Origin of the sequence: Prevotella aff. ruminicola Tc2-24 (assembly GCF_900110895.1) — a bacterium.
Lineage (GTDB): Bacteria > Bacteroidota > Bacteroidia > Bacteroidales > Bacteroidaceae > Prevotella.
Genome location: NZ_FOIQ01000002.1, coordinates 129,165 through 154,558, shown reverse-complemented (window position 1 = coordinate 154,558; position 25,394 = coordinate 129,165). Strand labels below are relative to the sequence as shown.

The 25,394-nt window shown below is 51.2% G+C and carries 15 protein-coding genes, 1 tRNA gene and 1 riboswitch; of the genes, 14 read left to right on the top strand and 2 right to left on the bottom strand.

Annotation, left to right across the window (positions count from 1 at the left end; translation table 11 throughout):
• Window positions 1-84: 84 nt before the first annotated feature.
• The 7 genes from BMY63_RS04930 to BMY63_RS04900 all read left to right on the top strand — a co-directional run bounded on the left by BMY63_RS04930 (window position 85) and on the right by BMY63_RS04900 (window position 6,071).
• A tRNA-Leu gene (locus tag BMY63_RS04930) sits at window positions 85-170 on the top strand.
• Between the two features lie 23 nt (window positions 171-193).
• Complete coding sequence (locus BMY63_RS04925) at window positions 194-1,864, top strand: tetratricopeptide repeat protein (RefSeq protein WP_091915123.1); 1,671 nt, start codon at window positions 194-196, stop codon at window positions 1,862-1,864.
• Entirely contained in the window at window positions 1,865-2,875 is a 1,011-nt protein-coding gene (locus tag BMY63_RS04920; protein ID WP_091915121.1) for a DUF4369 domain-containing protein, read from the top strand.
• A gap of 27 nt (window positions 2,876-2,902) precedes the next feature.
• Window positions 2,903-4,471, top strand: a complete 1,569-nt coding sequence (locus BMY63_RS04915) for a YifB family Mg chelatase-like AAA ATPase (RefSeq protein WP_091915120.1) — start codon at window positions 2,903-2,905, stop codon at window positions 4,469-4,471.
• Window positions 4,472-4,528: 57 nt separating this feature from the next.
• Window positions 4,529-4,948 carry a Fur family transcriptional regulator gene (locus BMY63_RS04910; RefSeq protein WP_091900416.1) on the top strand — a complete coding sequence of 140 codons (420 nt, stop codon included), beginning with the start codon at window positions 4,529-4,531 and terminating at the stop codon, window positions 4,946-4,948.
• Entirely contained in the window at window positions 4,945-5,646 is a 702-nt protein-coding gene (locus BMY63_RS04905) for an HAD family hydrolase (RefSeq protein WP_091900363.1), read from the top strand. The genes BMY63_RS04910 and BMY63_RS04905 overlap by 4 nt, the downstream gene beginning before the upstream one ends.
• A gap of 26 nt (window positions 5,647-5,672) precedes the next feature.
• Window positions 5,673-6,071 (top strand): acyl-CoA thioesterase, encoded by a 399-nt coding sequence (locus BMY63_RS04900; RefSeq protein ID WP_091915118.1) that lies wholly within the window; start codon window positions 5,673-5,675, stop codon window positions 6,069-6,071.
• Here the strand turns inward: BMY63_RS04900 and BMY63_RS04895 are convergent.
• Window positions 6,064-10,053, bottom strand: a complete 3,990-nt coding sequence (locus BMY63_RS04895; RefSeq protein WP_091915116.1) for a hybrid sensor histidine kinase/response regulator transcription factor — start codon at window positions 10,051-10,053, stop codon at window positions 6,064-6,066. The two genes, BMY63_RS04900 and BMY63_RS04895, sit on opposite strands and share 8 nt — an antisense overlap.
• Window positions 10,054-10,351: 298 nt before the next feature.
• On the opposite strand from BMY63_RS04895, the gene BMY63_RS04890 reads away from it, so the two are divergent.
• From BMY63_RS04890 to BMY63_RS04860, 7 genes are all read left to right on the top strand, one after another.
• Window positions 10,352-11,470 carry a glycoside hydrolase family 43 protein gene (locus tag BMY63_RS04890; protein ID WP_091915432.1) on the top strand — a complete coding sequence of 373 codons (1,119 nt, stop codon included), beginning with the start codon at window positions 10,352-10,354 and terminating at the stop codon, window positions 11,468-11,470.
• Window positions 11,471-11,605: 135 nt separating this feature from the next.
• Window positions 11,606-14,656 carry a SusC/RagA family TonB-linked outer membrane protein gene (locus BMY63_RS04885; RefSeq protein ID WP_091900366.1) on the top strand — a complete coding sequence of 1,017 codons (3,051 nt, stop codon included), beginning with the start codon at window positions 11,606-11,608 and terminating at the stop codon, window positions 14,654-14,656.
• 14 nt (window positions 14,657-14,670) lie between these two features.
• On the top strand, window positions 14,671-16,347 hold the full coding sequence (locus BMY63_RS04880) for a RagB/SusD family nutrient uptake outer membrane protein (RefSeq protein ID WP_091915114.1): 1,677 nt from the start codon (window positions 14,671-14,673) through the stop codon (window positions 16,345-16,347).
• Window positions 16,348-16,518: 171 nt separating this feature from the next.
• Window positions 16,519-17,667 carry a glycoside hydrolase family 88/105 protein gene (locus tag BMY63_RS04875; RefSeq protein ID WP_091915112.1) on the top strand — a complete coding sequence of 383 codons (1,149 nt, stop codon included), beginning with the start codon at window positions 16,519-16,521 and terminating at the stop codon, window positions 17,665-17,667.
• A gap of 116 nt (window positions 17,668-17,783) precedes the next feature.
• A complete protein-coding gene (locus BMY63_RS04870) occupies window positions 17,784-19,547 on the top strand; it encodes a heparinase II/III family protein (RefSeq protein ID WP_256218944.1) in 1,764 nt (587 codons plus the stop codon).
• A complete protein-coding gene (locus BMY63_RS04865; protein WP_091915110.1) occupies window positions 19,544-20,803 on the top strand; it encodes a DUF2264 domain-containing protein in 1,260 nt (419 codons plus the stop codon). Before BMY63_RS04870 ends, BMY63_RS04865 begins: the two co-directional genes overlap by 4 nt.
• Window positions 20,804-21,185: 382 nt before the next feature.
• Window positions 21,186-23,948 (top strand): porin family protein, encoded by a 2,763-nt coding sequence (locus tag BMY63_RS04860; protein WP_256218943.1) that lies wholly within the window; start codon window positions 21,186-21,188, stop codon window positions 23,946-23,948.
• Window positions 23,949-24,039: 91 nt separating this feature from the next.
• Here the strand turns inward: BMY63_RS04860 and BMY63_RS04855 are convergent, their stop codons facing one another.
• On the bottom strand, window positions 24,040-24,843 hold the full coding sequence (locus BMY63_RS04855) for an alpha/beta hydrolase family protein (protein WP_091915106.1): 804 nt from the start codon (window positions 24,841-24,843) through the stop codon (window positions 24,040-24,042).
• A 317-nt stretch (window positions 24,844-25,160) separates the two neighbouring features.
• A riboswitch (cobalamin riboswitch) is annotated at window positions 25,161-25,346 on the bottom strand.
• Between the last annotated feature and the right edge of the window lie 48 nt (window positions 25,347-25,394).

Genomic DNA, 25,394 nt, shown 5'->3' with positions numbered 1-25,394 from the left:
TTGTTATGGAAAACTATTAAATTTTAAATAAAATGTAAAAGTTTGGCGGTTCCGGGAAATTATTTTACCTTTGCCGCTGGTTTAGCCGTGATGGTGGAATTGGTAGACACGAGGGACTTAAAATCCCTTGACCAGAAATGGTTGTGCGGGTTCGAGTCCCGCTCGCGGCACCGGAACTAAAACTCTTACAAACATGCAGAAAAAAAACTATTTACTCCTGTCTGCAGCATCACTGATGTTTTTTACTTCCTGCTCAAAGCTCGGAGCATTGTCAGCAGACAATTTTACTGTAACTCCTAACCCGCTGGAGACACAGACGGGTACAGTACCAGCAACCATTAACGGCCACTTCCCCGAAAAGTACATGAAGAAGAAGGCTGTTGTGACTGTCGTTCCTGAGTTGCGCTATAGCAATGGAACGATTGCAAAGGGCAGCCCTGCAACCTTCCAGGGAGAGAAAGTCGCTGGAAACGATCAGACCATTCCTTATAAGGTGGGTGGTAACTACACGATGAAGAGCAACTTTGCCTATGCTGATGACAACAAGGCTGAGATGTTCCTGACCTTCGATGCTCGTATTGGTAAGAAACAGGTATTGGTGCCTGAGGTGAAGGTGGCCGATGGCGTAATAGCTACCTCAGAACTCTACAAGCGTACGGTAACCGCTGCCAATGCGGCTATCGCTCCGGATGCCTACCAGCGTATTAACAAGAAGAAGCAGGAGGCAAACATCAAGTTCCTCATCCAACAAGCTACACTCCGTAAGAGTGAGTTAAAGAACAACTCCGTACAGGAGTTCGTGAAGATGTTGAAGCAGATCAACGATGATCAGGAAGGTCTGAACATCGAGAATGTGGAGGTGTCGGCATACGCTTCTCCCGATGGTGGTTTCAACATCAATGACAAACTCGCTAGTCAGCGCCAGAAGGTGTCGGAGCAGTATGTCAATAAGGAACTGAAGAAAATCAAGATGAACGCTCCCGTAGATGCGAAGTACACAGCAGAGGACTGGGACGGCTTCCAGGAGTTGGTCAAGGCCAGCGATATCCAGGATAAGGACATCATCCTGCGCGTCCTCTCTATGTATAAGGATCCCGAGGAGCGTGAGCAGCAGATCCGAAATATCTCGGCTGCCTTCCGTGAACTCGCTGACGGCATCCTGCCACAGTTGCGCCGTTCACGTCTGACAATCAACTATGAGACTATTGGTCGAAGCGATGAGCAGATTGCTGATCAGATTCAGGCCGATCCGACCAAGTTGAGTATTGAGGAACTGCTCTATGGTGCCGCTCTGAAAGGTAACGGTGATGAGGCAGAGGCTATCTATAAGACTGCTACAACGGTGTATCCGAATGATGCTCGTGCCTTCAACAACATCGCAGCTATTGAGTATGCGAAGGGTAACTACGAGGCTGCTAAGGACTATATCCAGAAGGCCAAGAGTGTAAACGCCAACCTGCCGGAGGCAAATGCCAACCTTGGTATGATTGCTTTGGTGGAAGGTGATGTGCAGACTGCCGAGCAGTATATCGCCAATGCTACTGGTGCCAACGGACTTGCAGAGGTTGTGGGTAACCTGAACCTCGCCAAGGGCAACTTCGCACAGGCTGAGCAGGACTTCGGAGAGATCTACTCGAACAGTGCTGCTCTGGCACAGATCCTCAATAAGAACTATGCTTCAGCAGCCATCACACTGAAGAATGTGAAGAACCCGGATGCCACGACGGAATACCTGAAGGCTCTGCTCAACGCTCGTCAGGGTAACACCACCGATGCCAGTGAGGCCTTGCGTAATGCCGTCAAGGACAGCTTCTTCGCCAAGTACGCTGCCAATGACTTGGAGCTGAAGAACATCGCTAAGTAAATGAGAAAAATTCTCGGATATATACTGTTCACGCTGGTTGCTGTCTCTTGCAGTACCAAAAAGGATACGTTCCGCCTTGAGGGTACTTTCAAAGGGTTCAACCAGGGTGAACTGTATATATACGAGTTGAACGGCTCCCATCAGCTCGACACGATCAGTGTCAGCAAAGGGGAGTTCCGCTATGAGATTCCCTTAGACGCTCCCGCCACCTTCGTGCTGGTATTCCCGAACTTCTCCGAACTGCCCGTCTTCGGCACGTCAGGAACCAAGGTGGAGATTACGGCCGATGCATCGCATCTGAAGGAGACGAAGATCAAGGGAACCAAGGAAAACGAGCAGATGACTGCTTTCCGGTTGAAGACGAGAGAACAGACACTGCCCGAGGTGGCACAGGCTGCCACACAGTATATCAAGGAGAATGCCACGTCACCCGTGGCTTTCTATCTTTTCCAGAAATATTTCCTTCAGGTGCCTAATCCCGATTACCAGAAAGTTGGTGAACTTGCAGAAACCCTACGACGTGCCAATCCCAATCAGAGCGACATCGCTGTGCTCATCAGACAACTCCCAGGACTGAAGGCCTTGAAGGTTAAGGGAAAGTTACCGTCCTTTACGGGAACGGACATTCAGGGGAGAAGCGTATCGTCGGCCGATCTGAATGCACCGGCTAACATCGTCTCTGTATGGGCTACATGGAACTATGAGAGTCATAATGTACAGCGCCAACTCCATTCCATGCAGACACGTTTTGGTAGCGACCGACTGAAGATTATCAGTATCTGTATGGATGCCGGCGTTAAGACCTGTCAGGATTGGGTGAAGCGCGACTCCATCCCATGGAGTAATATCTGCGACGGGAAGATGTGGGAGAGTCCCATCATACAGAAGACAGGACTCTCGTATGTGCCTGATGTGATCATCACCGATAGTCAAGGCACCATCGTCCTGCGAACGCGATCCACTCAGGAGATTGTCAGGCAGATAGAAGAGATGCTGATAAAAACCGACTGACCGAATTAATTCTTAACCACTGATACTATGCTAGTCAAAACATTCTGCGCAGCCGTGATGGGGCTGGAGGCAACAACCATCACAATCGAAGTAAACATGACACGGGGTGTCATGTTCCATCTGTCGGGTCTCGCCGACACCGCCGTCAAGGAAAGTTATGATCGTATCCGTGCAGCGATGGTCAACGTGGGCTTTAAGCCGCCGACGGCCGACCTGACCATTAACCTTAGTCCTGCTGACATCCGCAAAGAGGGAAGCGGCTACGACTTGCCGTTAGCCATTGGCATCTTGGCTGCTCACGGTAAGATCAGCGAGACGATGCTGGCCGACTATATGATGATCGGCGAGCTCGGTCTGGACGGGAAACTGAAACCCATCAGTGGGGCTCTTCCTGTAGCCATCCGAGCCAGGAAGGAGCATTTCAAGGGACTGCTCGTTCCTTGTGAGAATGCTCGTGAGGCCGCCGTCGTCGACGATTTGGCGGTCTACGGTATGGACAACCTGTCGGATGTTATCAGTTTCCTGAACGGAGACGGACAGTATGAACCGACGCTGGTGGACACCCGTCGGGAATTCTATGAGCAGCAGTACAGCTTCGACCTCGACTTTGCCGACGTGAAGGGACAAGAGAGCGTGAAGCGTGCCTTGGAGGTGGCTGCCGCCGGCGGTCATAACCTCATGATGATTGGCAGTCCGGGCAGTGGAAAGTCGATGATGGCCAAGCGACTTCCTGGTATCCTCCCGCCACTTTCGCTGGCGGAGAGCCTGGAGACCACACAGATACACTCCGTGGCTGGAAAACTCAGCAATGGAACGTCGCTCATATCACAGCGCCCTTTCCGCAGTCCTCATCACACCATCTCACAGGTAGCTATGACAGGTGGCACTAACAAGGCGCAGCCGGGAGAGGTGTCGCTGGCTCATAACGGGGTACTCTTCCTTGATGAGCTACCAGAGTTCTCCAAAACGACCCTGGAGGTACTTCGTCAACCGCTGGAGGACCGGAAGATCACTATCTCCCGTGCGAAATATACTGTAGAGTATCCCTGCTCGTTTATGTTTGTCGCCTCGATGAATCCTTGTCCGTGCGGCTATTACGGTGACCCGTCACATCGTTGTGTCTGTACCCCAGGGCAAATTGGTCGTTATCTCTCTAAGATCAGTGGTCCGCTACTGGATCGCATCGATATACAGGTTGAGGTGCAGAATGTGCCGTTCAAAGACTTGTCGCAGATGGCACCTGGTGAGCCGAGTGCCGTCATCCGCGAACGGGTCATCAAAGCCCGAAACATACAGACAGCGCGCTTCAGCTCTCTCACCTTGGACGAGGGCGGAGGAAGAGGTATCCATTGTAATGCCCAGATGACCGAGCGTATGCTTCACCGGTTTGCTGAGCCCGATTCGGCATCTATGGAGATGCTGCGTATGGCGATGGAACGGCTGAAACTCTCCGCCCGTGCCTACAGTCGTATCCTGAAAGTGGCCCGTACCATTGCCGACCTGGCTGGCAGTGACAGGGTGGAGTCTGTGCATATCGCCGAGGCAATTGGTTATCGGAACCTCGACCGCGGTGACTGGGCAGAAAGGGGTATATGAATTTGGTGGTTTAAGAAAAAACATGTACCTTTGCGACATTATTTATTATCATGTATGATGGACGAGATGACCTATACCGGCATGCTTGAGGAGCATGGCATCAAGCCAACAGCCAACCGTATCGTTGTGCTGAAGGCGCTCTGTGCCTCTATACAGCCCCAGTCATTGGCGGAGTTGGAGCGTAGGATTCTGACGATCGATAAGTCGAACGTGTTCCGTGCCCTCACTCTTTTTCGTGAGCATCATCTGGTGCATGCTATCGAAGGCGGCAGCGACGGGACGAGATATGAACTGTGTCACAGTCATAGTCAGGAGCATGATGACGACCAGCATCCCCATTTCTATTGTGAGGAGTGTCAGCAGACTTACTGTCTTGACCATCTGGAGATGCCGTCGTTTGATCTGCCCGAGGGTTTTGAGATGCATACCGTCAACTGTATGGTCAAAGGAATATGTCCGCACTGTAGGAAGAAATGATCAGAACGAATCAGATACGTGTTATCGCCTTTGATGCCGACGATACCCTCTGGGACTGTCAGTCACACTTTGAGCTCGTAGAGAACCATCTCTACCAGTTGATTGCGCCCTATTGCGAAGAGCCGGCCCGTGAGCTCTTCCTGACCGAGTCGGGAAATATGGCTGATCTTGGCTATGGTTGTAAGGCCTTCACCATTTCCGTGATAGAGACGGCTCTGCGAGTGGGCGGCGACCATCTCACGGCCGATGCCTTGGGCGATTTGCTCGCCGACAGTAAGGCTCTGCTTCATCTGCCAGCTACCCCGTTGCCGGAGGTAGAGCAGACCCTCCAGCGCCTACAGGCTTATCCTTATCGTCTTGTGGTGTTCACCAAGGGTGAGCTTCAGGATCAGGAGAACAAACTCCGTCGTAGTGGACTGGCCAAGTATTTCTCACATGTGGAGATCACGTCCGACAAGACCGAAGTGGAGTTTCAGCAGCTCTGTGAGCATCTGGGAATCCTACCTTCAGAATTACTGATGGTGGGTAACTCACTGAAGAGCGATATTGCTCCGGCTCTCACCATTGGTGCGCAGGCCATCCATATACCATTCCATGTGACCTGGCAGTTGGAGCATGCTGAGGATATCGAACATGAGCGACTCGTCAAGATTGACCGTTTCAGTGAAATCATTAAGCTATTGAACGTCAACAGTTAGTTGAATAGTAAAAAGACCAAAGGAATATGAACTATATCTTCGAAACAAAGATGGAGGTGCGCGACTATGAGTGCGACATCGAGGGCATCGTAAACAATGCCAATTATCTGCATTATGCCGAGCATACCCGTCATCTCTTTCTCCGTAGTCTTGGCGCAAGCTTTGCTGCCTTTCATGAGCAGGGTGTCGATGCTGTTGTGGCAAGAATGAATCTTCAGTTTAAGAAACCTCTCCGCTGCGACGATGAGTTTATCTCACGTCTTGCCTTGACGAAGAAGGGAATCAAATATGTGTTTCATCAGGCCATCTTCCGGGCTTCTGACGAGGTGCTCTGTTTCCAAGGCGACTTCGAATTGGTATGTCTCGTCAATGGTCGTCTGGCCGTCAGTCCTCAGTACGACGAGGCTTTTAAGGATTTTATCTGACCGTTTCCAGATACTCGCTGGGAAGCATGCCGAATTCCTTCTTGAAACACTTTGTGAAGTATTTCGGCGTGTTGAAGCCCACACGCATGGAGAGCTCTGTCATACTGATGCCCGGCTGTTGCTGGAGGATATGACAGGACTCTTTCAGACGGATAGCATTGATGAAGCCCGTCACGTTCTGACCTGTCAAAGCACGAAGCTTATTATAGAGCGTCGATGACGACACACACATGTCGGAGGCAAAGCGCTCACGGTCGTAGTCTCCGTCGTCAAGATGTGCTTTCACACAGTCCATAGCCTTCCTGATGAAGATCTCATCGGGCGAAGAGTAATGCTGGTCCTCCACCTTGAAGTCTGTCTGGCTGCTGAACTTCCGTCGGATACGTTCCCGGTTACGGATGATATTGTCGATACGAAGTTGCAGGTCCGTCATCTTGAAGGGTTTCGTGATATAAGCGTCGGCACCGGTCTCGTAGCCCATGTTCTGATCCTCGTCAGTAGTCTTGGCAGTAAGCATGATTACGGGTAGTTGTCCGAAATCGGCAGACTCCTTGATCCGACGAGTCAGTTCGATGCCGTCCATGACGGGCATCATCACGTCGGTCACCACAATATCCAGATCGCGGCGGTGAATCACGTTCAGGGCCTGCTGACCGTTCAGTGCCGTATATACATGGTATTGTTGGGAGAAGAGTTTCCGCATCAGTTCCAGTAGCTCACTATTGTCCTCGACAATCAGCATGGCATATTCCTTCTTCTCTTCTCCATCGGTATCGTTTATATCGATGAAATCAGCATTTCCTACATGCTCTATCTGTTGGTTATCTGTCTGTCGGTGGTCAGCCGTCATATCAATCTCTTCCTCGCTGAAGTGTTTCCTGTCAATCGGCAGGGTGACGGTGAAGGTGGTGCCTACTCCCTCCTCACTCTGACAGTCGATCTTACCATGATGAAGGAGCACCAGATCGCGGGTCAGCGACAGACCGATGCCCGTTCCGAGTGTGTTCATCCTACGGTAGTCGCCATCGAGGAAACGCGTATAGAGGTGCTTGAGTTTGTCTTTCGACATGCCGATGCCCTCATCACTGACGGTGAGCACGGCCTTCCCCGGCTCCGTGGTCAGCATGACGGTGATCCGTCCTCCTTCCTTGTTATATTTAATAGCGTTGGAGATGAGGTTATAGAGAATCTTGTCGACCTTGTCCTTATCGAACCAGGCGTTGATGGGACCAGTCGGGCAGTTGACGATGAGCTCGCCATTCTTGGCACCTGCCATCGGACGGATATTCTCACATTCCTGGGCGATGAAGGCTGAGAGATCGTCCTGGGCGACGAGTAGTTTCAGTTGACCGGCCTGTGACTTACGAACCTCCAGAATCTGTCGGAGCAGCCGGGTCAGTCGTTGGATGTTGTTCTGCATCAGACCGTAGTTCTCTTTGAACTGCGGTGCTTTCTGCCGCATCTCGTCGACCGAGGCAGAGATGATGGTGAGCGGTGTCAGTAGCTCATGGGTGATGTTGGTGAAGACGACAGCCATCGCCAAGCGGTTCTTGGTCTTCAGGTAGTTCTTGTACCAGCGGATGATGCCATAGGCGATGGCACCGAGCAGACAGGCATAGATGAGGTAGGCCCACCATGTCTGGTACCAGGGTGGCAGCACCACGATCTCGATGGAATCGGTATTCTCTACGGCTTGTCCGTAGCTGTCGATAGCACGCAGTCGCAGTTGGTAGGTGCCAGGGGGCAGGTTCTGGAAGGTGGCCATCCGGTTCTCCGCATCGGTATAGTGCCAGTTATGGTCATAACCATCCAGCCAGTAGGCATAACGGCATTGCTGTGGATTCATGTAGGTGAGCAGGGAGAACTCCACGGAGAATTTCTTCACGTTCGATGGAATGGTTATTTTCTTCGAGAAGAAAGGCTGTTCTTCTGAGATCCTGCTGCGCATGGTGGAGTCGAGCCACTGATAAGGCCGGTCGTCGATGCGGAGGTCAACCACCACCAGTTGGGCACTGCCTGTCTGCTGCCACTGTTCCATCTGGAGTGGTTCGAAGGAGAAGAAGCCGCTGGCACTGCCGAAGAACAGTTCCTTGCCGTAACGTGACATGCCGTTCGGCGAGAAGCGCACCGTATTGATTCCGTCTTCCATACTATAATAGGTTGGGATGGCCTCCCCCTCGGTGTTGACCTTCAGGCACACCAGTCCTTTGTCGGTCAACAGCCAGAGTCGACCGTTCTCATCGCCCTTGATAGCATAGACGCTGCTGATGCCGATATGGAAACGGAGGTTGACTGCCTCGAAACGGTCGTCATCGGGATTATATAAGAACAGACCGCCACTGCCAGAGATGGCCCATATCCGATGGTCATTATCTTCATAGACGGCTGTCGCATCATCGATAGGGTAGCTGCCATTGACGGGCGCATACTGCCGGCACCCGACAGACTGCGGTTTGTGTGTATCACCGCTGACACGGATGATGCCGGCATTCTCCGTGGCTATCCATACCCGGTGCTGATGATCCTCAAAGAAGGCCCGTACAAAGCAGTTGCTCAGGTCGCGTCCGTTGTCGCTCATCGTGAGCATACGTCCCGGTTTATCGGAAAAAGCCAGTCCGACGCCACCACTCGTACCCACCCATACCGTACCGTCCTGTTGACAGAGGAAGGTGTTGACGTCGTTATGGCCGATGAATGGCGTATTGTTACGTGGCAGTATCACAGCCTGCTGTCCTTCTTTCCAGATGATGATACCGACGGTGCTGGCCATCCAGATTTCTCCAGTTCTGCACTCTTGTATCGAGGAGATAGTCTGTACGTGAATTCCCTGCTGACCTGTGATCTGTTCCATGCCGGGAATACGGTTGTTATAGTTCACCTGCTGAGTCTCTCGATTATACCGAGCAAGACCATATGGCTGCAGGCCTAGCCAGAAAGAGCGCCCATCGTTGGTGAACACAGTCTGTACACGGTTGACGGGTAGCACTTGCCCTGTAGGGTCGAGTTGATAGAAGGTGAAGGGGGAGGTCTTGGTACTCAGGTGTACGATGCCGTTGTTACGGGTGAGCACCCAGAGGTTACCTTGTCCGTCGGTCTGCAGATCATAGCAGAAACTGAAGTCGGGATGGTTTTCAATGAGTGTCTCGTCGTCCATATCCACCTGAGTCAGTCCTTCGATACAGCAGCCCCAGACAGCATGGCTCACACTGTCCTCAATCAGACGATGGAATGTGCGGAAATCCTGTCTTCCTTCGTTCATCTTATGCATCCCAGGTGCCTTCTCGTTCTCAGGATGATCCAGGCGTACGATGCCGTGTTCCCATGTACCGACCCAGAGTCGTCCACGACTGTCTATCAACAGTGAGGAGGCTGTGTTACGCTCGTTCATTCGGGGGTAGGTTACGATCTTCCCGTTTTTGGGGTCGAGTCGTCGTAATCCTCCTTCCCACGTGCCTATATACAAGTTTCCCTTGGCATCCTCGGCGAACGACCGGGCACCAGCGTTGAGATTAATATCGATGAAATCATCTTTTTCCTGATTGTAGCGAGATATGCCGGCATCCGTGCCTACCCAGACGGTACCATTGGCTGTGGTGAACAGGGCATTAACCGACCGACTTTGGTTCCTCCGCAGACGATAGGTCTTAAACTTACCGTGCCTTCGGTCGTAACGTGTGAGACCGTCGCGTGTGCCGATCCAAAGTCCATCGTCATGGTCTTCGGTCAAGCAACGTACATAGTTGTTGGGAAGGATGCCTGGCGAATAGGCATCGCTGCGGTAGGTCCTGAAGCGGTATCCGTCATAGGCACGCACACCTTGGTCGGTGCCCACCCACATCAGTCCGTAATGGTCGAACATCAGACAACGTGCCTCCTCAGCCCCCGCCACCGGAGTCTGTGACATCAGTCGAACGGGGGTGCTATTGGCTCCCGTCAACAGGGTTATGGTCAGAACAACAGTTAGTAATAATGGTTTCTTCATTCACTAGTTAGCATCTATCCGATGGCAAAGTTACGAAAAGTCGAGCGCAAAACAAAGAAACTTGTTTCTTTTTTTTGCCGAGACGTAGTAACTTCGCGGTCGAATGACCGCAGAGTTACGAAAAAGGGCTTGGAATACAAAGAAACTTGTTTCTTTTTTTGCCGAGACGTAGTAACTTCGCGGTCGAATGACCGCAGAGTTACGAAAAAAGGCGATATGTTTCCCTCAAATCATGATAAGGGGAAGCGCTTAAACGTTTTTTTGGTTAATTTTGCCATCAAAACCAATGACAGGCAATATGAGAAAACTACTTTTACTATCTGCACTCTTCATAGCAGCGTCCGCATCAGCGGATAACAAACCCATCCGTTCCGGTGAACTATGGCCCGATACCGACGGCCGGCATATCAACGCCCATGGCGGTGGTATCATGAAGCTCGGGAACACCTATTACTGGTTCGGGGAGCATAAGGCCGACACCACCTCGTCGGCGATGGTCGGTGTGACGTGCTACGCTTCAGAAGACCTGACGACCTGGCGAAACTGCGGGGTGGCACTGAGCGTCTCCGACGAGCCGGGTAGTGAGATCGAGCGCGGTTGCGTTCTGGAACGCCCGAAAGTTATATATAATAAGGTAACGGGAAAGTTCTGTATGTGGTTCCATCTGGAACTGAAGGGACGGGGCTATAGTGCCGCTCGTTACGGAGTAGCCGTCGGCAACCGTCCGGAAGGACCTTATCGGTTCCTTTATTCACAAAGAGCCAACCCCGGCATCTACCCCGTGGAGTTCGGAGAGAAAGAGCTGGCAGTCGTCGACACCCTCGATGGTGAGCATTTCAAAGAGTGGTGGACACTGACATGGCGTGAGGCCATCAAGGAGGGCCTTTTCCTGAAACGCGATTTCGGGACGGGACAGATGGCCCGGGATATGACCCTCTATGTCGATGACGACGGGAAAGCCTATCATATCTTTTCTTCTGAGGATAACCTCACGCTCCATATTGCTGAGCTGGCACCCGACTTCCTGCACCACTCCGGCCGATATACCCGTGTGGCTCCTGGTGGACAGAACGAGGCTCCGGCCATCTTCAAGAAAGACGGCACTTATTGGATGATTACCTCGGGCTGTACCGGTTGGGCGCCCAACGAGGCCAGAATGTTCTCCGCCCCCAGCATCTGGGGCCCGTGGACACAGCATCCAACTCCCTGTGTCGGACCGAAGGCTGAGATTACCTTTGAGGGACAGTCTACCTTTATCCTGCCTGTCGGTGATCAGTTTATCTTCATGGCTGATATCTGGCGCCCGAGGCATCCGAGTGACGCCCGTTATATTTGGCTGCCTATCACGTTCGAGGACGGTAAGCCTGTCGTCAGGTGGCAAGATGTTTGGTCGTTCGATCAGTTTAACAAGAAATAACGATTTGTACTCCTCAAATCACAATGAGGAGACGCCGCTTCGTGAATTATTTCCGAATTTTGCAAGCAAGAGCATCATTGTACACGCAAGAAGAACTATCATTCAACTAATAATAAAACTTAAAAACATTATCAAATGAAGTATGCTAATCTAACTATTCCATTTCGTAAACGATGTTTCGTGATGGTGTTGGCTGCAGGAATGATTGCCATTCCATTGCCAACTATGGCAGCACAGGCCGTTCAGACCGTCCAGCAGACTGGAGTCGTGAAAGGTCAGGTTGTAGACAAGAACGGTGAGGGCGTCATCGGTGCCACTGTGAAGGTCAAGAATTCAAAGGCAGGTACTGTAACCGATTTCAACGGAAACTTCGCTGTGGACGTACAAGGTTCGGGAACACTCGTTGTCTCTTACATCGGTTATCTGACAAAGGAAGTGCCTTTCACTGTCGGACAGACCTTGAATATCACGATTGAGGAAGATGAGACGGCTCTCGATGAGGTGGTGGTTGTCGGTTATGGTGTGCAGAAGAAGTCGGACGTGACCGGTTCTGTCACCTCTGTTAATAAGGATCGTCTGAGCAAGCTGCCAGTGACCAACGTGCTGCAGGCCGTTCAGGGTGCTGTTGCCGGTGTGACTATCACGCAGGGCAGTTCCATCCCAGGCGATGGTCCTTCTGCGTTAGTCCGTGGACAAAACTCTATTGGAGCGAACTCTACTCCTTATGTTGTTGTTGATGGTATTCCCATGACGAAGAATGATGGTTCGCTCAACGATATCAACCCCAACGATATCGAGTCGATAGAGATCCTGAAGGATGCAACTGCCACCGCTATCTATGGTACCAACGGTTCCAACGGTGTTATTCTCATTACGACCAAGCGTGGTAAGGATGAGAAACCCACCATCAGCTACAACGGTTATCTGGGTATTGAGGATTTTGCCAAGAAACTGAAGTTTGCCAATGGTGCACAGATCACCCAGCGCTATAAGGACTATGTGGCCCAGAATGCTGGTGAGACCATGTATAATGATTATGTGAAGTACGCCAACGAGGCCGAGAACCAGGCCGCAGGTATTGAAAACGACTGGGTGTATGATATTGCCTCTCAGACTGGTATTATCCAAGATCATAATGTTACCATAAGAGGCGGAGCCAAGAAAGTTACCTATTATGTCTCGGGCGACTATATGGATCAGAAGGGTGTGCTGAAGGGCTTTAACTATAAGCGCTACTCTTTGCGTACGAATATCGATGTTGATGTAACCGATTATATGAAGGTTGGTACCAACAGCTATATTGTATCGCACAATCGCGACGGTGGTCGTGTGAACTTCCTGATGGCTGAGGCCATGTCACCCTATGCCAAGGTTAAGGATGACGAAGGCAATTATGTACAATATCCGATGTACTCCGAGACCCTCTTCTTTAACCCGATGCAGTATATCGATCAGGATCATGAGCGTCGTCGTTGGAATATAAATCTGAATGCTTACGCAGAGATTAACTTCGAGAATGTCTGGAAACCACTGGCAGGACTTCGCTATAAATTTAATGTCGGCTATGCGTATATTCCTAGACGTGAGGATTACTATAATGGTGTGGCTCAGTATAACAATGCTGGTGGTTATGGTTATGTTTATAATGCAGAGACTCAAAACCGCACGGTAGAGAATATTCTGACCTATGCTAAGGATATCCAGAAGCACCATTTCGATGTAACCCTGCTTTATGCTTCTTCACGTAAGAAGTACCATGAGAATAAGGCGACTGCCAGTGTGTTTATTAACGATGAACTGCTCTGGCACAACCTCGGTGGCGGTAGCACACAGACAGCAGGTTCTTACACAGATTTGTATTCGACTGTTTCGCAGATGGGTCGTCTGAACTATTCGTACGACAGCCGTTACCTGTTCTCTATCACAGCACGCCGTGACGGTTCTTCCGTGTTCGGTGATAACATCAAGTATGGAACTTTCCCCTCAGTGGCTGTTGGTTGGAACATCGCCAACGAGAAGTTTATGTCGAACGTTGACTGGCTGAACAATCTGAAGTTGCGTCTTTCTTACGGTAAGACTGGAAATGAGGCAATTGGCGTATATGAGACCCTTGCTAAGATGGATAATAAGCCCATTACGATGGATGGGTCGTCTTCTACCGCTCTCTATCCGAATGCTCGCATGGGTAACGCTGGTCTGAGTTGGGAATCTACCAAGGTGTTTAATGTCGGTGTTGACTTCGGCATCTTAAACAACCGCATCAATGGTAACATTGATTTCTACACTTCTAGAACCTACGATCTTCTTCTGAAGCGTAATCTGCCGAAGATCTCCGGTTTCTCGGATGTGTTTATGAATATGGGTAAGACCGCCAACAAGGGTCTGGAGGTGACGATTAACTCTAAGAACATCGTGACGAAGGACTTCACATGGGGCACATCGCTTGTATGGTCGTGGAACCAGAACAAGATCAAGGACCTCTATGGTGATGGAAAGGACGATATCGGCAACCGTTGGTTTATCGGACAACCTATCGGCGTGATCTACGATTACGAGATGGAGGGAATCTGGCAGGAGGACGAGATTGAGCGTGGCGACCACCTCAACCAGGATCCGCAGGCACAGCCCGGTGACGTGAAGCTTCGCGACATCGATGGTGACCACAAGATTACACCGGAGGGCGACAAGACCATCCAGGGACAGACCACTCCGAAGTGGACTGCCGGTCTGACGAACACGATCACTTACAAGGGATTCACTCTGAGTGTCTTTATCCAGACTGCTCAGGGACTGAAGCGCAACAACTCACTGTTGGCAATGGCTGCCGACGAGCAGGGCCGTCGTAACTCAACCACCGAGGTGGGCTACTGGACCGCCGAGAACCGCAGTAACGAATACCGTTCACTGAGCAAGACCTCTAACCGTTGGGGCTATGGCTTCCCACGTAATGCCAGCTACACCCGTATCAAGGACGTGACGCTGAGCTACGTGTTCCCGGCAGTAGTCACCAATGCTCTCCATATCAACGCTCTGACAGCATATGTCAGTGGTCGTAACCTTTATACCTTCACCAGTTGGAAGGGATGGGATCCCGAGGCAAATATTACCCAGCGCGGATGGAGCGGTTATGAGAACAACTATCCTATGACCAAGAGCTTTGTATTCGGTCTTAACGTCACATTCTAAAAAACGCTACAATTATGAAACTAAGAAATACAATATATTCGGTTCTAGCTGTCAGCACCCTGGCTTTGGCTTCCTGCAGCGACAGCTATCTGGACGAGAAGATGTTCTCGAAATATGGTACAGATGTGTCCGATGTCGAGGCAAAGGTCATCGGTCTGCATTACAAATATGCCGACCTCTGGGGTTGGAGCGACCAACAGGGCTTTGCCGGCTGCTGGCAGGACGGAACAGACGTCGGTGCCCCTGGTGATACACAGGGCGTAGAGGTGCCTTTCTATCAGTACGGTTCCCTGAATGCTGAGAACAGTGGTGTCAGCAAGTTGTGGAACTCGCTCTACAGCATCATCAACAGTGCGAATATCATCATTAACACTGAAGATGTGGATGCGGCTGCAAAGGCAGAGGCGGAGTTCTTCCGTGCTTACAGCTATAATATGCTCGTGACCCTGTGGGGACCGGTGCCCCTGCTCACTGAGAGCAAGGCAGAGCCGCGTACCGACTTTACCCGTAATGCCGTGGCCGAGGTGGATGCTGTCATCTATGCCGACTTGATCGATGCGATGAACAACTTGCCGGAGGTCGACAAGACCAAGACACAGAACCGCATCAATAAGGACTGTGCCCGCATCCTGGCCGGTGAGGCTTTCCTCCGCATGGGTAAGGCTGCTGAGGCCGAGGCTGCCGTGTCGGCTACCATCAACAGTGGTAACTACAAGCTTATTCAGGCTCGCTACGGTAAGCATCTCGCTGATGCTGGTGACTACTACAGCGATATGTTCCGCTGGCATAACCAGCGCCGCTCTGAGGGTAACACCGAAGGTATCTGGGTCTTCCAGATGGAGTATGAGCGCGACGTGACCGGTGGTACCATCAATGCGCCGCAGCAGCGTCGTAACTGGGTACCGGGCTTCCATAAGCTGACAGACTTCATGCAGAACGCCGACTCTATCGGTGGACGTGGTAACGGTCGTCTGCGCCTGAGCAACTATGTGAAGTATGGTATCTGGGAAGAGGGCGATATCCGCAACTCGAACCATAACATCCGTCGTATCCTCTATTGCAACAAGCCTGACATCAACAAGGAGATCTCGGTGCTGGATGGATTCAGGGTCAGCGACGATACACCAGGTGCTACCAAGGTGACGATCAAGACCGGTGACCGTATCTACTGGACGGTGGGTGACACGCTTGCTGTGATGTACCCGCACACTACCAAGTGGGGTGGCTATGATGAGACCGACGACTTCGGATGGTCGTTGATCAAGGACTGGCCTCTGATGCGTCTTGCCGATGCTTATCTGCTCCGTGCCGAGGCTCGTATCCAGCAGAACAATACCGCTGGTGCTGCTGAGGACATCAATGTGCTGCGCGACCGTGCCTTCAAGACCTATCGTGCAGAGACTGGCAAGGCTGAGGCTGGTAAGGTGACTGCTGCACAGATGACGATGGACTTCCTGCTCGACGAGCGCATCCGTGAGTTGGTTGGTGAGGAGAACCGTCGTTACACCCTCTGTCGCACAGGTAAGTTGGCCGAGCGTGTTCAGATGATGATGAAACCGGAATGGGCAGAGACCACACCGAGCAAGGCTATCAGCGGCTTCGATCCCGCCACGCACACCCTGCTGCCGATACCTCTGTCAGAGATCCAGCTGAACAAGGATGCTGTGCTGGAGCAGAATCCCGGCTATTAAGCATATACATTAAGTTCATACATAATTAGGTTATTAGTTAGCATTTCTAAGGCTGAGGGACAGTCTGCGTGATGTAGACTGTCCCTTTTTAAGGAAACAGTTTTCTGATGACACGTTTTTTCTGCAGATTATTTGTATATTTGCAGAGACTAGACATTAATCATAACAGAAATGAGGAAATTATTATATATTACTGCATTGTTTTCTGTACTGGCGCTATCCCCGGGCTATGCCCGTCGGCCTTTATCTTCTCAGAGCAAGGTATGGACGGTCGACGAGGTGAAGGATGTCATCCGGAAGGTGAACACCTACTGGCAGACGAATAATCCGGCGGAGGTCCGCTCTTTCTGGGACAATGCTGCCTACCATACAGGGAATATGGAGGTCTACAAGTTGCTGAAGGATCAGCAGATGCTCGACTACAGCGTCCGTTGGGCGGAGCACAACCAGTGGAAAGGTGCTGCCGAACCTGATCCTGCCAACTGGAAATACAAACAGTATGGCGAAGGACAGGACTACGTGCTCTTCGGCGACTGGCAGATATGCTTCCAGACGTATATCGATCTCTATAACCTCTCCAAAGACGAGAAGAAGGTGGCTCGTGCCAAGGAGGTGATGGGCTATGAGGCCGACTCGAAGGTGCACGATTACTGGTGGTGGGCCGATGCCCTCTATATGGTGATGCCTGTGATGACGAAGATGTATCGTCTGACGGGTGACACCAAGTATCTCCGTAAGCTCTACGAGAACATCCTCTACAGCGACAGTATCATGCTGGATGCAGAGACGGGCCTGTACTACCGCGACGGCCGGTATGTCTATCCGCAGCATAAGACCGAAGCCGGTAAGAAGGATTTCTGGGCGCGTGGCGACGGATGGGTGCTCGCCGGACTGGCTAAGGTGCTGCAGGATATGCCTGAGACCTATGTCCGTCAGCCGTTCTTCGTAGAGAAGTTCACACGTATGGCTCGGACGGTGGCCAAGCTGCAGCAGCCGCAGGGCTACTGGACCCGTTCGATGATGGATCCTCGTCAGGCTCCCGGTCCTGAGACCTCTGGTACGGCGTTCTTCTGCTATGGTCTGCTCTGGGGTGTGAACCACGGCTATCTCCAGAAGAAGGAGTTCGCTCCGGTGATAGAGAGAGCCTGGAGATATCTGACGGAGACGGCTCTGCAGCACGACGGGAAGATCGGCTATGTGCAGCCTATCGGCGACCGTGCCATTCCCGGACAGGTCATCAACGCCGACTCGCAGCAGAATTTCGGTGTCGGTGCTTTCCTGTTGGCAGCATGTGAATATACGAGATATATCAGTCGATGATGTCTTTACTCAAGAATAACACAGGGATACGGAGATGCAGAGTGTGCCTATTCTGTACATTCTTCTTGGTATCTCTGTGTTTCTGTGTTTCAAAGACAAGTGCCCAGACGAGACTCTTGCCACAGGCAGATAACCCGTTCTGGCGCGACTCCATTCCCGTGGAGATGCGTCAGAGCTATATCAGGTATGGTGAGCAGTACCTTGGCAGACCGTGGCCGGTGCTGCCTTGGACGGTCTTCGCTGAGTTCAAGACAATGGGCAACCGGGTGAACTACGAAGGACTCTGTTTCGAGAAGCGTCGTCAGTTGGCGGCTCTTGTCATGGCGGAGATCATGGAGGGTGACGGCCGGTTTCTGCGTGACATCATCGATGGAATGGGGAGTTTCTGCGAGGAGACTTGGTGGGGCATCCCCGCTCACTATGGCAAGGCCGTTCCACAGCCAGAGCTACAGGAGGTCGACCTCTTCAACGCCGAGACAGCCAGTCTGGTGGCCTGGACCAGGTATATGCTTGAGAAGTCGTTCGAGACCTTCTCGCCCGACCTCTGTCGGCGGTTAGACCGTGAGATAGAACGGCGCATCCTTGTGCCCGCCCTTGCGAGAGACTACTGGTGGAAGACGGCAGGCATGAACTGGAACCCGTGGATCTGTTCCAACTGGCTCACCTGTGTGTTGCTCTGCGAGAGGGATGAGGCTCGCCGGACTGAAGCCATCGCTCAGATATGGAAAGCCACCAACACCTTTATCGATGCCTATCCCGAGGATGGCGGTTGTGACGAGGGTCCTGGCTATTGGGATCGGGCGGCGGCCTCCATGTTCGAGGTGCTGAACCTGTTGGCGATAGATGGTTGGGCTTCTGGTGACCCTGTAGCAGCAAACGGGAAAGCCCGTAAGATAAGAAACATGGCCGCCTATGCCTATAAGACTTATATCGGCAACGACTACTGCGTGAACTTCGCCGATGCACACGAGAACAAGGCTGTGCAACAGGTGAACATCGTTTATCCTTTCGGTCTCTTTCTTGGCGACAAGACCATGCGTGAGTTCGGAGCCTGGCTGGGTCACCGCAAAGGGGTGCTCACTGATCCGGCAGTCCTCTATGACAGGAGCGGAAACTTCCCGACACTCGGTCGGGAGCTTTTCTTCCTACGCCATATCCGCGATTTCATCGCGGAAAAGCCGCGTGAGCCGTTGCTGAAAGACGTGTGGCTCAGTGATCTGCAGATCATGACCGCCCGTCGTGGCAGTGGGAATGCCACGGCCCCGACATACTTCGTTGCCATGAAGGGTGGCAACAACGGTGAGAGTCATAACCACAATGATGTGGGCTCGTTCGTCGTCTATACCTCTCTAAAGGGTGGGGAGGGCGAGGAGCCGTTATTGATCGACCCCGGTGTGGGCGAGTATACCGCTAAGACCTTCAGTGATGGGCGCTATGATATCTGGACGATGCAGTCTGGCTATCACAATCTGCCGCAGATCAATGGTGTAGACCAGAGAGAGGGGAGGTCTTATGCGGCGAAGGTGGTTGCTCACCAGAACGGTCGACTGACGCTCGACATCGCCGGTGCCTATCCGCAGGAGGCCATGGTGAAGACATGGAGGCGTACGGTTCAGGCGATGAAATCGGGAATTTCTGTCACCGAGGACTATGAGCTCAGCGCATACCGCCAACCAACACGACTGATGCTGATGACCACCCGTCCTGATGCCATCCGGCATATCCGTTACGACACCCGTCAGTTGGATGTGACCGTTGAGGATATCAGCGATCTGCTCGACCCACTACTAAAGGGAATGTGGGGGGAGAAGATGTATCGCATCGTGATGACGGTGAAATCGAAGAAAACAAAGAATCAAATCAAATACACGATCCAATGAAAAGAACCTTACTACTGATAGCAGCCGTCGTGCTGCTTCTGCCACTACATGCCGCTAAGAAAGCGAAGCATGTGCAGACCGAGCGCGAGTACTGGTGCAGTCTTGCCTATCAGATGGCACAGCCTGTGCTGGAGAACATGGCCAAAGGAGAGCTGCAGAAGAATATGCAGACGGAGTTCTCTCCCTCGTTCGACAACCGTGACCGCAGTGTCGTCTATATGGAGACATTCGGTCGCTTGATGGCCGGCATCGCCCCGTGGCTCACGCTGCCCGACGATGATACCGCAGAGGGCCTGCAGCGCCGTCAGCTCCGCGAGTGGGCCTTGGCCGCTTATAAGAACTCCGTCGATCCCGATTCCCCCGACTACCTCTGTTGGGGGAAGGCTGGACAGAATCTTGTCGATGCAGCCTATATAGCCGAGTCGTTCCTCCGTGCGTGGGATACCTTGTGGATGCCGCTCGACGAGGTCACCAAGCAGCGTTATATCAAGGAGTTCCAGGGCATGCGTAAGATTGATCCGCCCTATACCAACTGGTTCCTCTTCTCGTCGACCATCGAGAGTCTGTTGGCGAAGGCCGGTGCCCAATATGATGAGTTCCGTGTGAACACCGCCTGCCGGAAGGTCGAGGAGTGGTATGTGGGCGACGGCTGGTATGCCGACGGTCCCGTCTTCGCCTTCGACTACTATAGCAGTTATGTGTTCCATGCCATGTATCTGGAGACGCTGCAGGCCATGGTCGATGCCAAGGCGAATACCCGTCTCGACTATCAGAAATACCATGACCGTGCCCTGAAGCGGGCTCAGAAGTTCGCGATTATCCTGGAGCGGTTCATCTCCCCGGAGGGAACATTCCCCGTCGTCGGTCGATCGATACCCTACAGGATGGCAGTCATGCAGCCTCTGGCACTGATGGCATGGTACCAGACACTGCCGGCAGAGCTTTCCAACGGACAAGTACGTGCGGCTCTCACGAAGGTGTTCCATCGGATGTTCGATATCCCTAAGAACTTCAATGAGGGTGGTTATCTGACCATCGGCTTCTGTGGCTCACAGCCCGACATCGCCGACTGGTACACGAACAACGGCTCGCTCTATATGACCAGTCTGGCCTTCATGCCGCTCGGACTGCCTGCCGACCATCCTTTCTGGACCGATGCCCCCGAGCCCTGGACGCAAGTGAAGGCATGGGGAGGACAGCCGTTCCCTAAGGATCACCGTTGGTCCGATGATATCCGTACCCATGACAAATGGTAGTCATTACAGTAAAACAACTTGTTTTGGTGTCGTGGAGATAGTCTTTTACAAGTAAAGAGATGCCTCCTTTCACACCAAAACAAGTTGTTTTACTTTTAGAGAAACCATCGATAACATCATTACCAATGCTTCCCACGACACTCAGGGATGCCTTCTTACGTTAAGACGTACCATACACATCCCTCATTTTCTACATTTTTTTTCGTTTAAAATGTTTGATGTTTCGAAGCGCTTTCTTGGGCTCATTGGCATAAAAGAAACGAAAAATCTTTGCCGATTCAATATCTTTTACTATATTTGCATCCAATTATCAATCATTCAACCAAATATGTATCATTATTCTTGTTCTGCTATTCGCATCATTTTACCATTCTTGATCGTCATGTTCCAAAGTCTGCAGGCTGAAGGAAAAGACTATGAGTATTCAATCTCCGGAAGGGCTGTCGACAATATCTCGGGTAAGTCACTCAAGGCTCGTATCTTCTTGATGACTGCCGACAGTACGGTGATAGATAGTACACAGGCGGAAAACTTTTATACCGATCCCATGACGGGTGAGGAGGTGGCTTCTTATGAACTCAAGACGGTATTGGAGAAAGGGCGTTATATCCTGAAGGCGACGATGGACGATTATAATGATGCCTATATGAACATTGATATCCGTAGTCATCGTGAGATGATGATTCCTGTTAAACCTATCCGTATGCTGAGGATCTCCCACGAGCTTCCTGAGGTGCTTGTGAAGGCTACGAAGATCAAGATGGTCATGCGTGGCGATACAATTGTCTATAATGCTACTGCGTTTAATCTGGCGGAAGGAAGTATGCTTGACGCACTGATAGCCCGTCTGCCTGGGGCAAAACTGACCAGTGATGGTAAGATCTATGTCAACGGCCAGTATATTGAGAGCCTGCTGGTTAATGGTCACGACTTCTTTGCGGGTAATCCTAAGGTTGCCTTGGAGAACCTGCCTGCATATACGGTTAACAGGATCAAGGTATACAACAAAGAAGGACTGACCTCAACGATGATGGGGCGCAATATGGGCGATCACTCTTTTGTGATGGACGTGCGCCTGAAGAAGGAATACGCTACCAACTGGATGGGAAATATAGAAGCCGGCGTAGGGACACACCAGCGTTATAAGACACGGGGATTTGGTATGCGCTTCTCCGACAAGGAGCGGATAGGGGCCTATTATAACATCAATAATCTGAACGACAACCAGAAGGCAGAACTCAGCGGTGAATGGAGACCGCAGGACGTACCCGACGGACTGTTGGCAACAAAAACCGCTGGTCTGGCATATGTCAACTATCTTGATGGATATGACAAGTGGGTTACCAACGAGCTGACGTTCTCTCATGTCGGTGCCGACAATGAGACCAGGCAGGAGACACAGACATACCTTCAGGGCGATGATTCGTATCTTCTTCGACAGTCGAAAAATACCAGTGGCACAGATCGTCTCAGCAATAACTTCGTCTATCATACTACCAAGGACAAAAAGTATACATCTATCAATCATGTCAATCTCTCCTATGCCCGGACACAGGGTATGGGGTATTCTGCAGAGACGGTATCCGATATTATGGCTGAAATCAACCAGATGATATCCGACAATAGTCATCACGGCAATGACTTGAATGTAAGCATCGGGACGGAGACCGGCTTCCGTACCTTTGTGACAGACATGTTCAGGGTGGAAGCCTCCTTTGGTTATAACCGGCGCCAGCAGAAGACTTTCTCGCGCGATCAGGCAAGATTCTTCCAAGAGGAAAGACCTCTGGATTATCGGAATAGTTATCTTCATAAGCCACAGCAAGAGATAAGCCTTGCCGGTGGACTCAGCTATAACTGGCAGATACGCAGTGTCTCCATTCAGCCCCAATATAAATACCGTTATACTTATAACAAGCATTATAATGACCTGTATCGATTGGATAAGATCATCGGCAGAGACAGCAGTCGGTTTGATGTTCTTCCGTCAACCAGAGAGGCTCTCGCTCAGGTCATCGACAGGGGAAACAGCTATCGCTACCACGAATACCGTAACGAGCATCTCTTCAACTTGCATTTCTTCCTCTTTCAGCTGAAAGCCATCAACGGAGAGTTCTTGCTTAATATGCCTGTCAGGATGGTGAATGCTCACCTTCATTATACGCGTACAGATCATTATCATCTGCCGCATAGTAAGGCTTTCGTCGAGCCGGATATCAGTCTTCGCTCGCATAGTGGAAAGATCGGGTATATGTTGTCGGCTGGCATCAAGTCCGACTTCCCCGACCTGACGTCGATGATCGACTATCGCGACGATAGTAACCCGCTATCTGTCTTCTTGGGAAATCCGGACCTGAAGAATCTCCATCGTTACTATGTGGATATGAACCTTTCAACCCATAGAAATCAGAAACTGAACTTCAGTCTGTGGGCCAACTACCATCAGACGGATCATAGCGTCGCTTATAGTCTCTCGTTCAATAAGTCGTCGGGTATCTCTACGATGAGGCCGGTCAGCGTGAATGGCAACTGGGACCTGAATGGTGGCTGGAGCATCTATGGTCCTTTGGATAAGGATAAGAAGCTCTCCCTTGAGAACAGATCGACGGTGAGCTATAACCATTGTGTAGATATGGCCAGTGTTGAGGGATATGCGGAGAGTGTGCGCAGCATTGTCAACAACTGGAGGATCGGCGACGAGCTGAAGCTCAACTATCGTGCCAACGACGACCTGGAGCTGACGCTTCATGGTGGTGCCGATTACTATCTCATTGATAGCAAACGGAGTGGTTTCACTCATATCCGGGCTGGCGACTACAGCCTGGGGGCTAATGCGCAGGTGAAGTTACCGTGGGGCGCACAGCTCACATCAGACATTACGATGTTTGCTCGTCGGGGCTATCATCAGACGGAGATGAACACCACCGACTGGGTGTGGAATGCCCAGATTAGTAAGGCTATTTGCAAAGGAAAACTCTTTGTGCGACTACAGGGATTCGATATCCTGCATCAGTTCTCCAATACACAGTTAATCATGAACGCACAGGGGAAAACCGAGACCTGGCGGAACTGTATCCCGCAGTATTACATGCTTTCCCTCTCATGGCGTTTCCTCGTAAAAGCGAAAAAGAAAAGTGAAGAATGATAGCTGTTTGTCGCTCATCATAGAATATCAAAAGAGACCAAGCTATAAGGCTGGGCCTCTTTTGATAATGGCATCTGCCGCAATCAGATAATTAATCGTGTTTGATAAAGTTCTTGATTGGCTGAAGCGACTCCTCAAACTCCTTGGCATTGAAGCCGTGGCCGGCGCCGTGGATGATGTGCATACGGACATCCTTATATCTCCTCGCGGCTCTTTGCGTGCTGAAGAGCGGTACCACATTGTCGTTGTCACCCTGGATGATTAGGACGGGCTTCTCGTAGCGTCCTATCACATCAAAGGAGTGTATGTCGCGCAGTTCCATAAAGTAGCGCTTACCCAAAGGCACATCCCAGATACGGGTGGTGTCCGGCATATTTTCTATAGGACGGGTGTCGTGATTGTCGCCTAGGGCGATGGCGGGGAAGACGAGCACCAGTTGACTGATATCTTCTGGCATCTCAGCGGCAGTGAGGGCCGCCACCAGTCCGCCCTGACTCTCGCCTACGAGTACAATCTTGCTGGCATCCACATCCGGGCGCTTCTTGAAATAGTTCACGATGGCCTCCAGATCGTGCTTCTCGTCGATGATCGACATGTTCATTGTGTTGCTGTCGCTCCTGTTGTTTGCCGATCCGCAGGGGAAGTCAAACGTGTAACACATATAACCCATTGAGCTGAATGTGTCGAAGTAGTTGCGACCCCAATCGTGTGAACCGTTAAAGCCGTGCACGATGATAGCCAATGGCTGTTTTTTACCTGTCTCTTTCTGATGGTTCAGCACACCATAGATGTTACGCTCCCCATTCTGTACCCATAACTCTTCTGTCTGTGCCCATGCTCCGATGGCCATGAAGACCAGACCCAGTAGTAGATAATGTCTTTTTTTCCAGTTCATATGTTAATTGATTAGTGAAGATAATGATACTGCAAAGATAGCGGAAAACGTTGGAGTAGGATGGCTGGAATGTATGATTAGACATGCTCAAAGTGTCATGCGGTCATTTCACGTATTAAAATGATACATCCGTGTCGTGTAAGGCAATACAGAAACATCAAAAGAGACCGGGCCTCGCGGCTGGGTCTCTTTCACAAACCTATATAATAATACACGTATGTAACGTTACAAAGAGTCCACACGAACTCCAGAACTATTACTGACTTTTTCCCAACAAAGGCATTCGTTTTGCCTCTCATCCTTACATCGAGGATTGTCGGCTTCTTCCATTCAAGGCTGGTCTTCTGACTTCGCTCCACCCTGAAGTACCTTCTCGCCCTGATAGGCAATGGCTTTTCTCACTTCAGAGCCATACGGGAGCTCACAGCTGCGGGACAGTCGGAGATTCTCACTCACGTTCCCAATTAATTGCGGTTAAGCAAACCCTGATGGGACAGCTTTTCGGGCTGTCGGGTGCAAAGATAGATAAAATTGTCTAATTCAACAAGAAA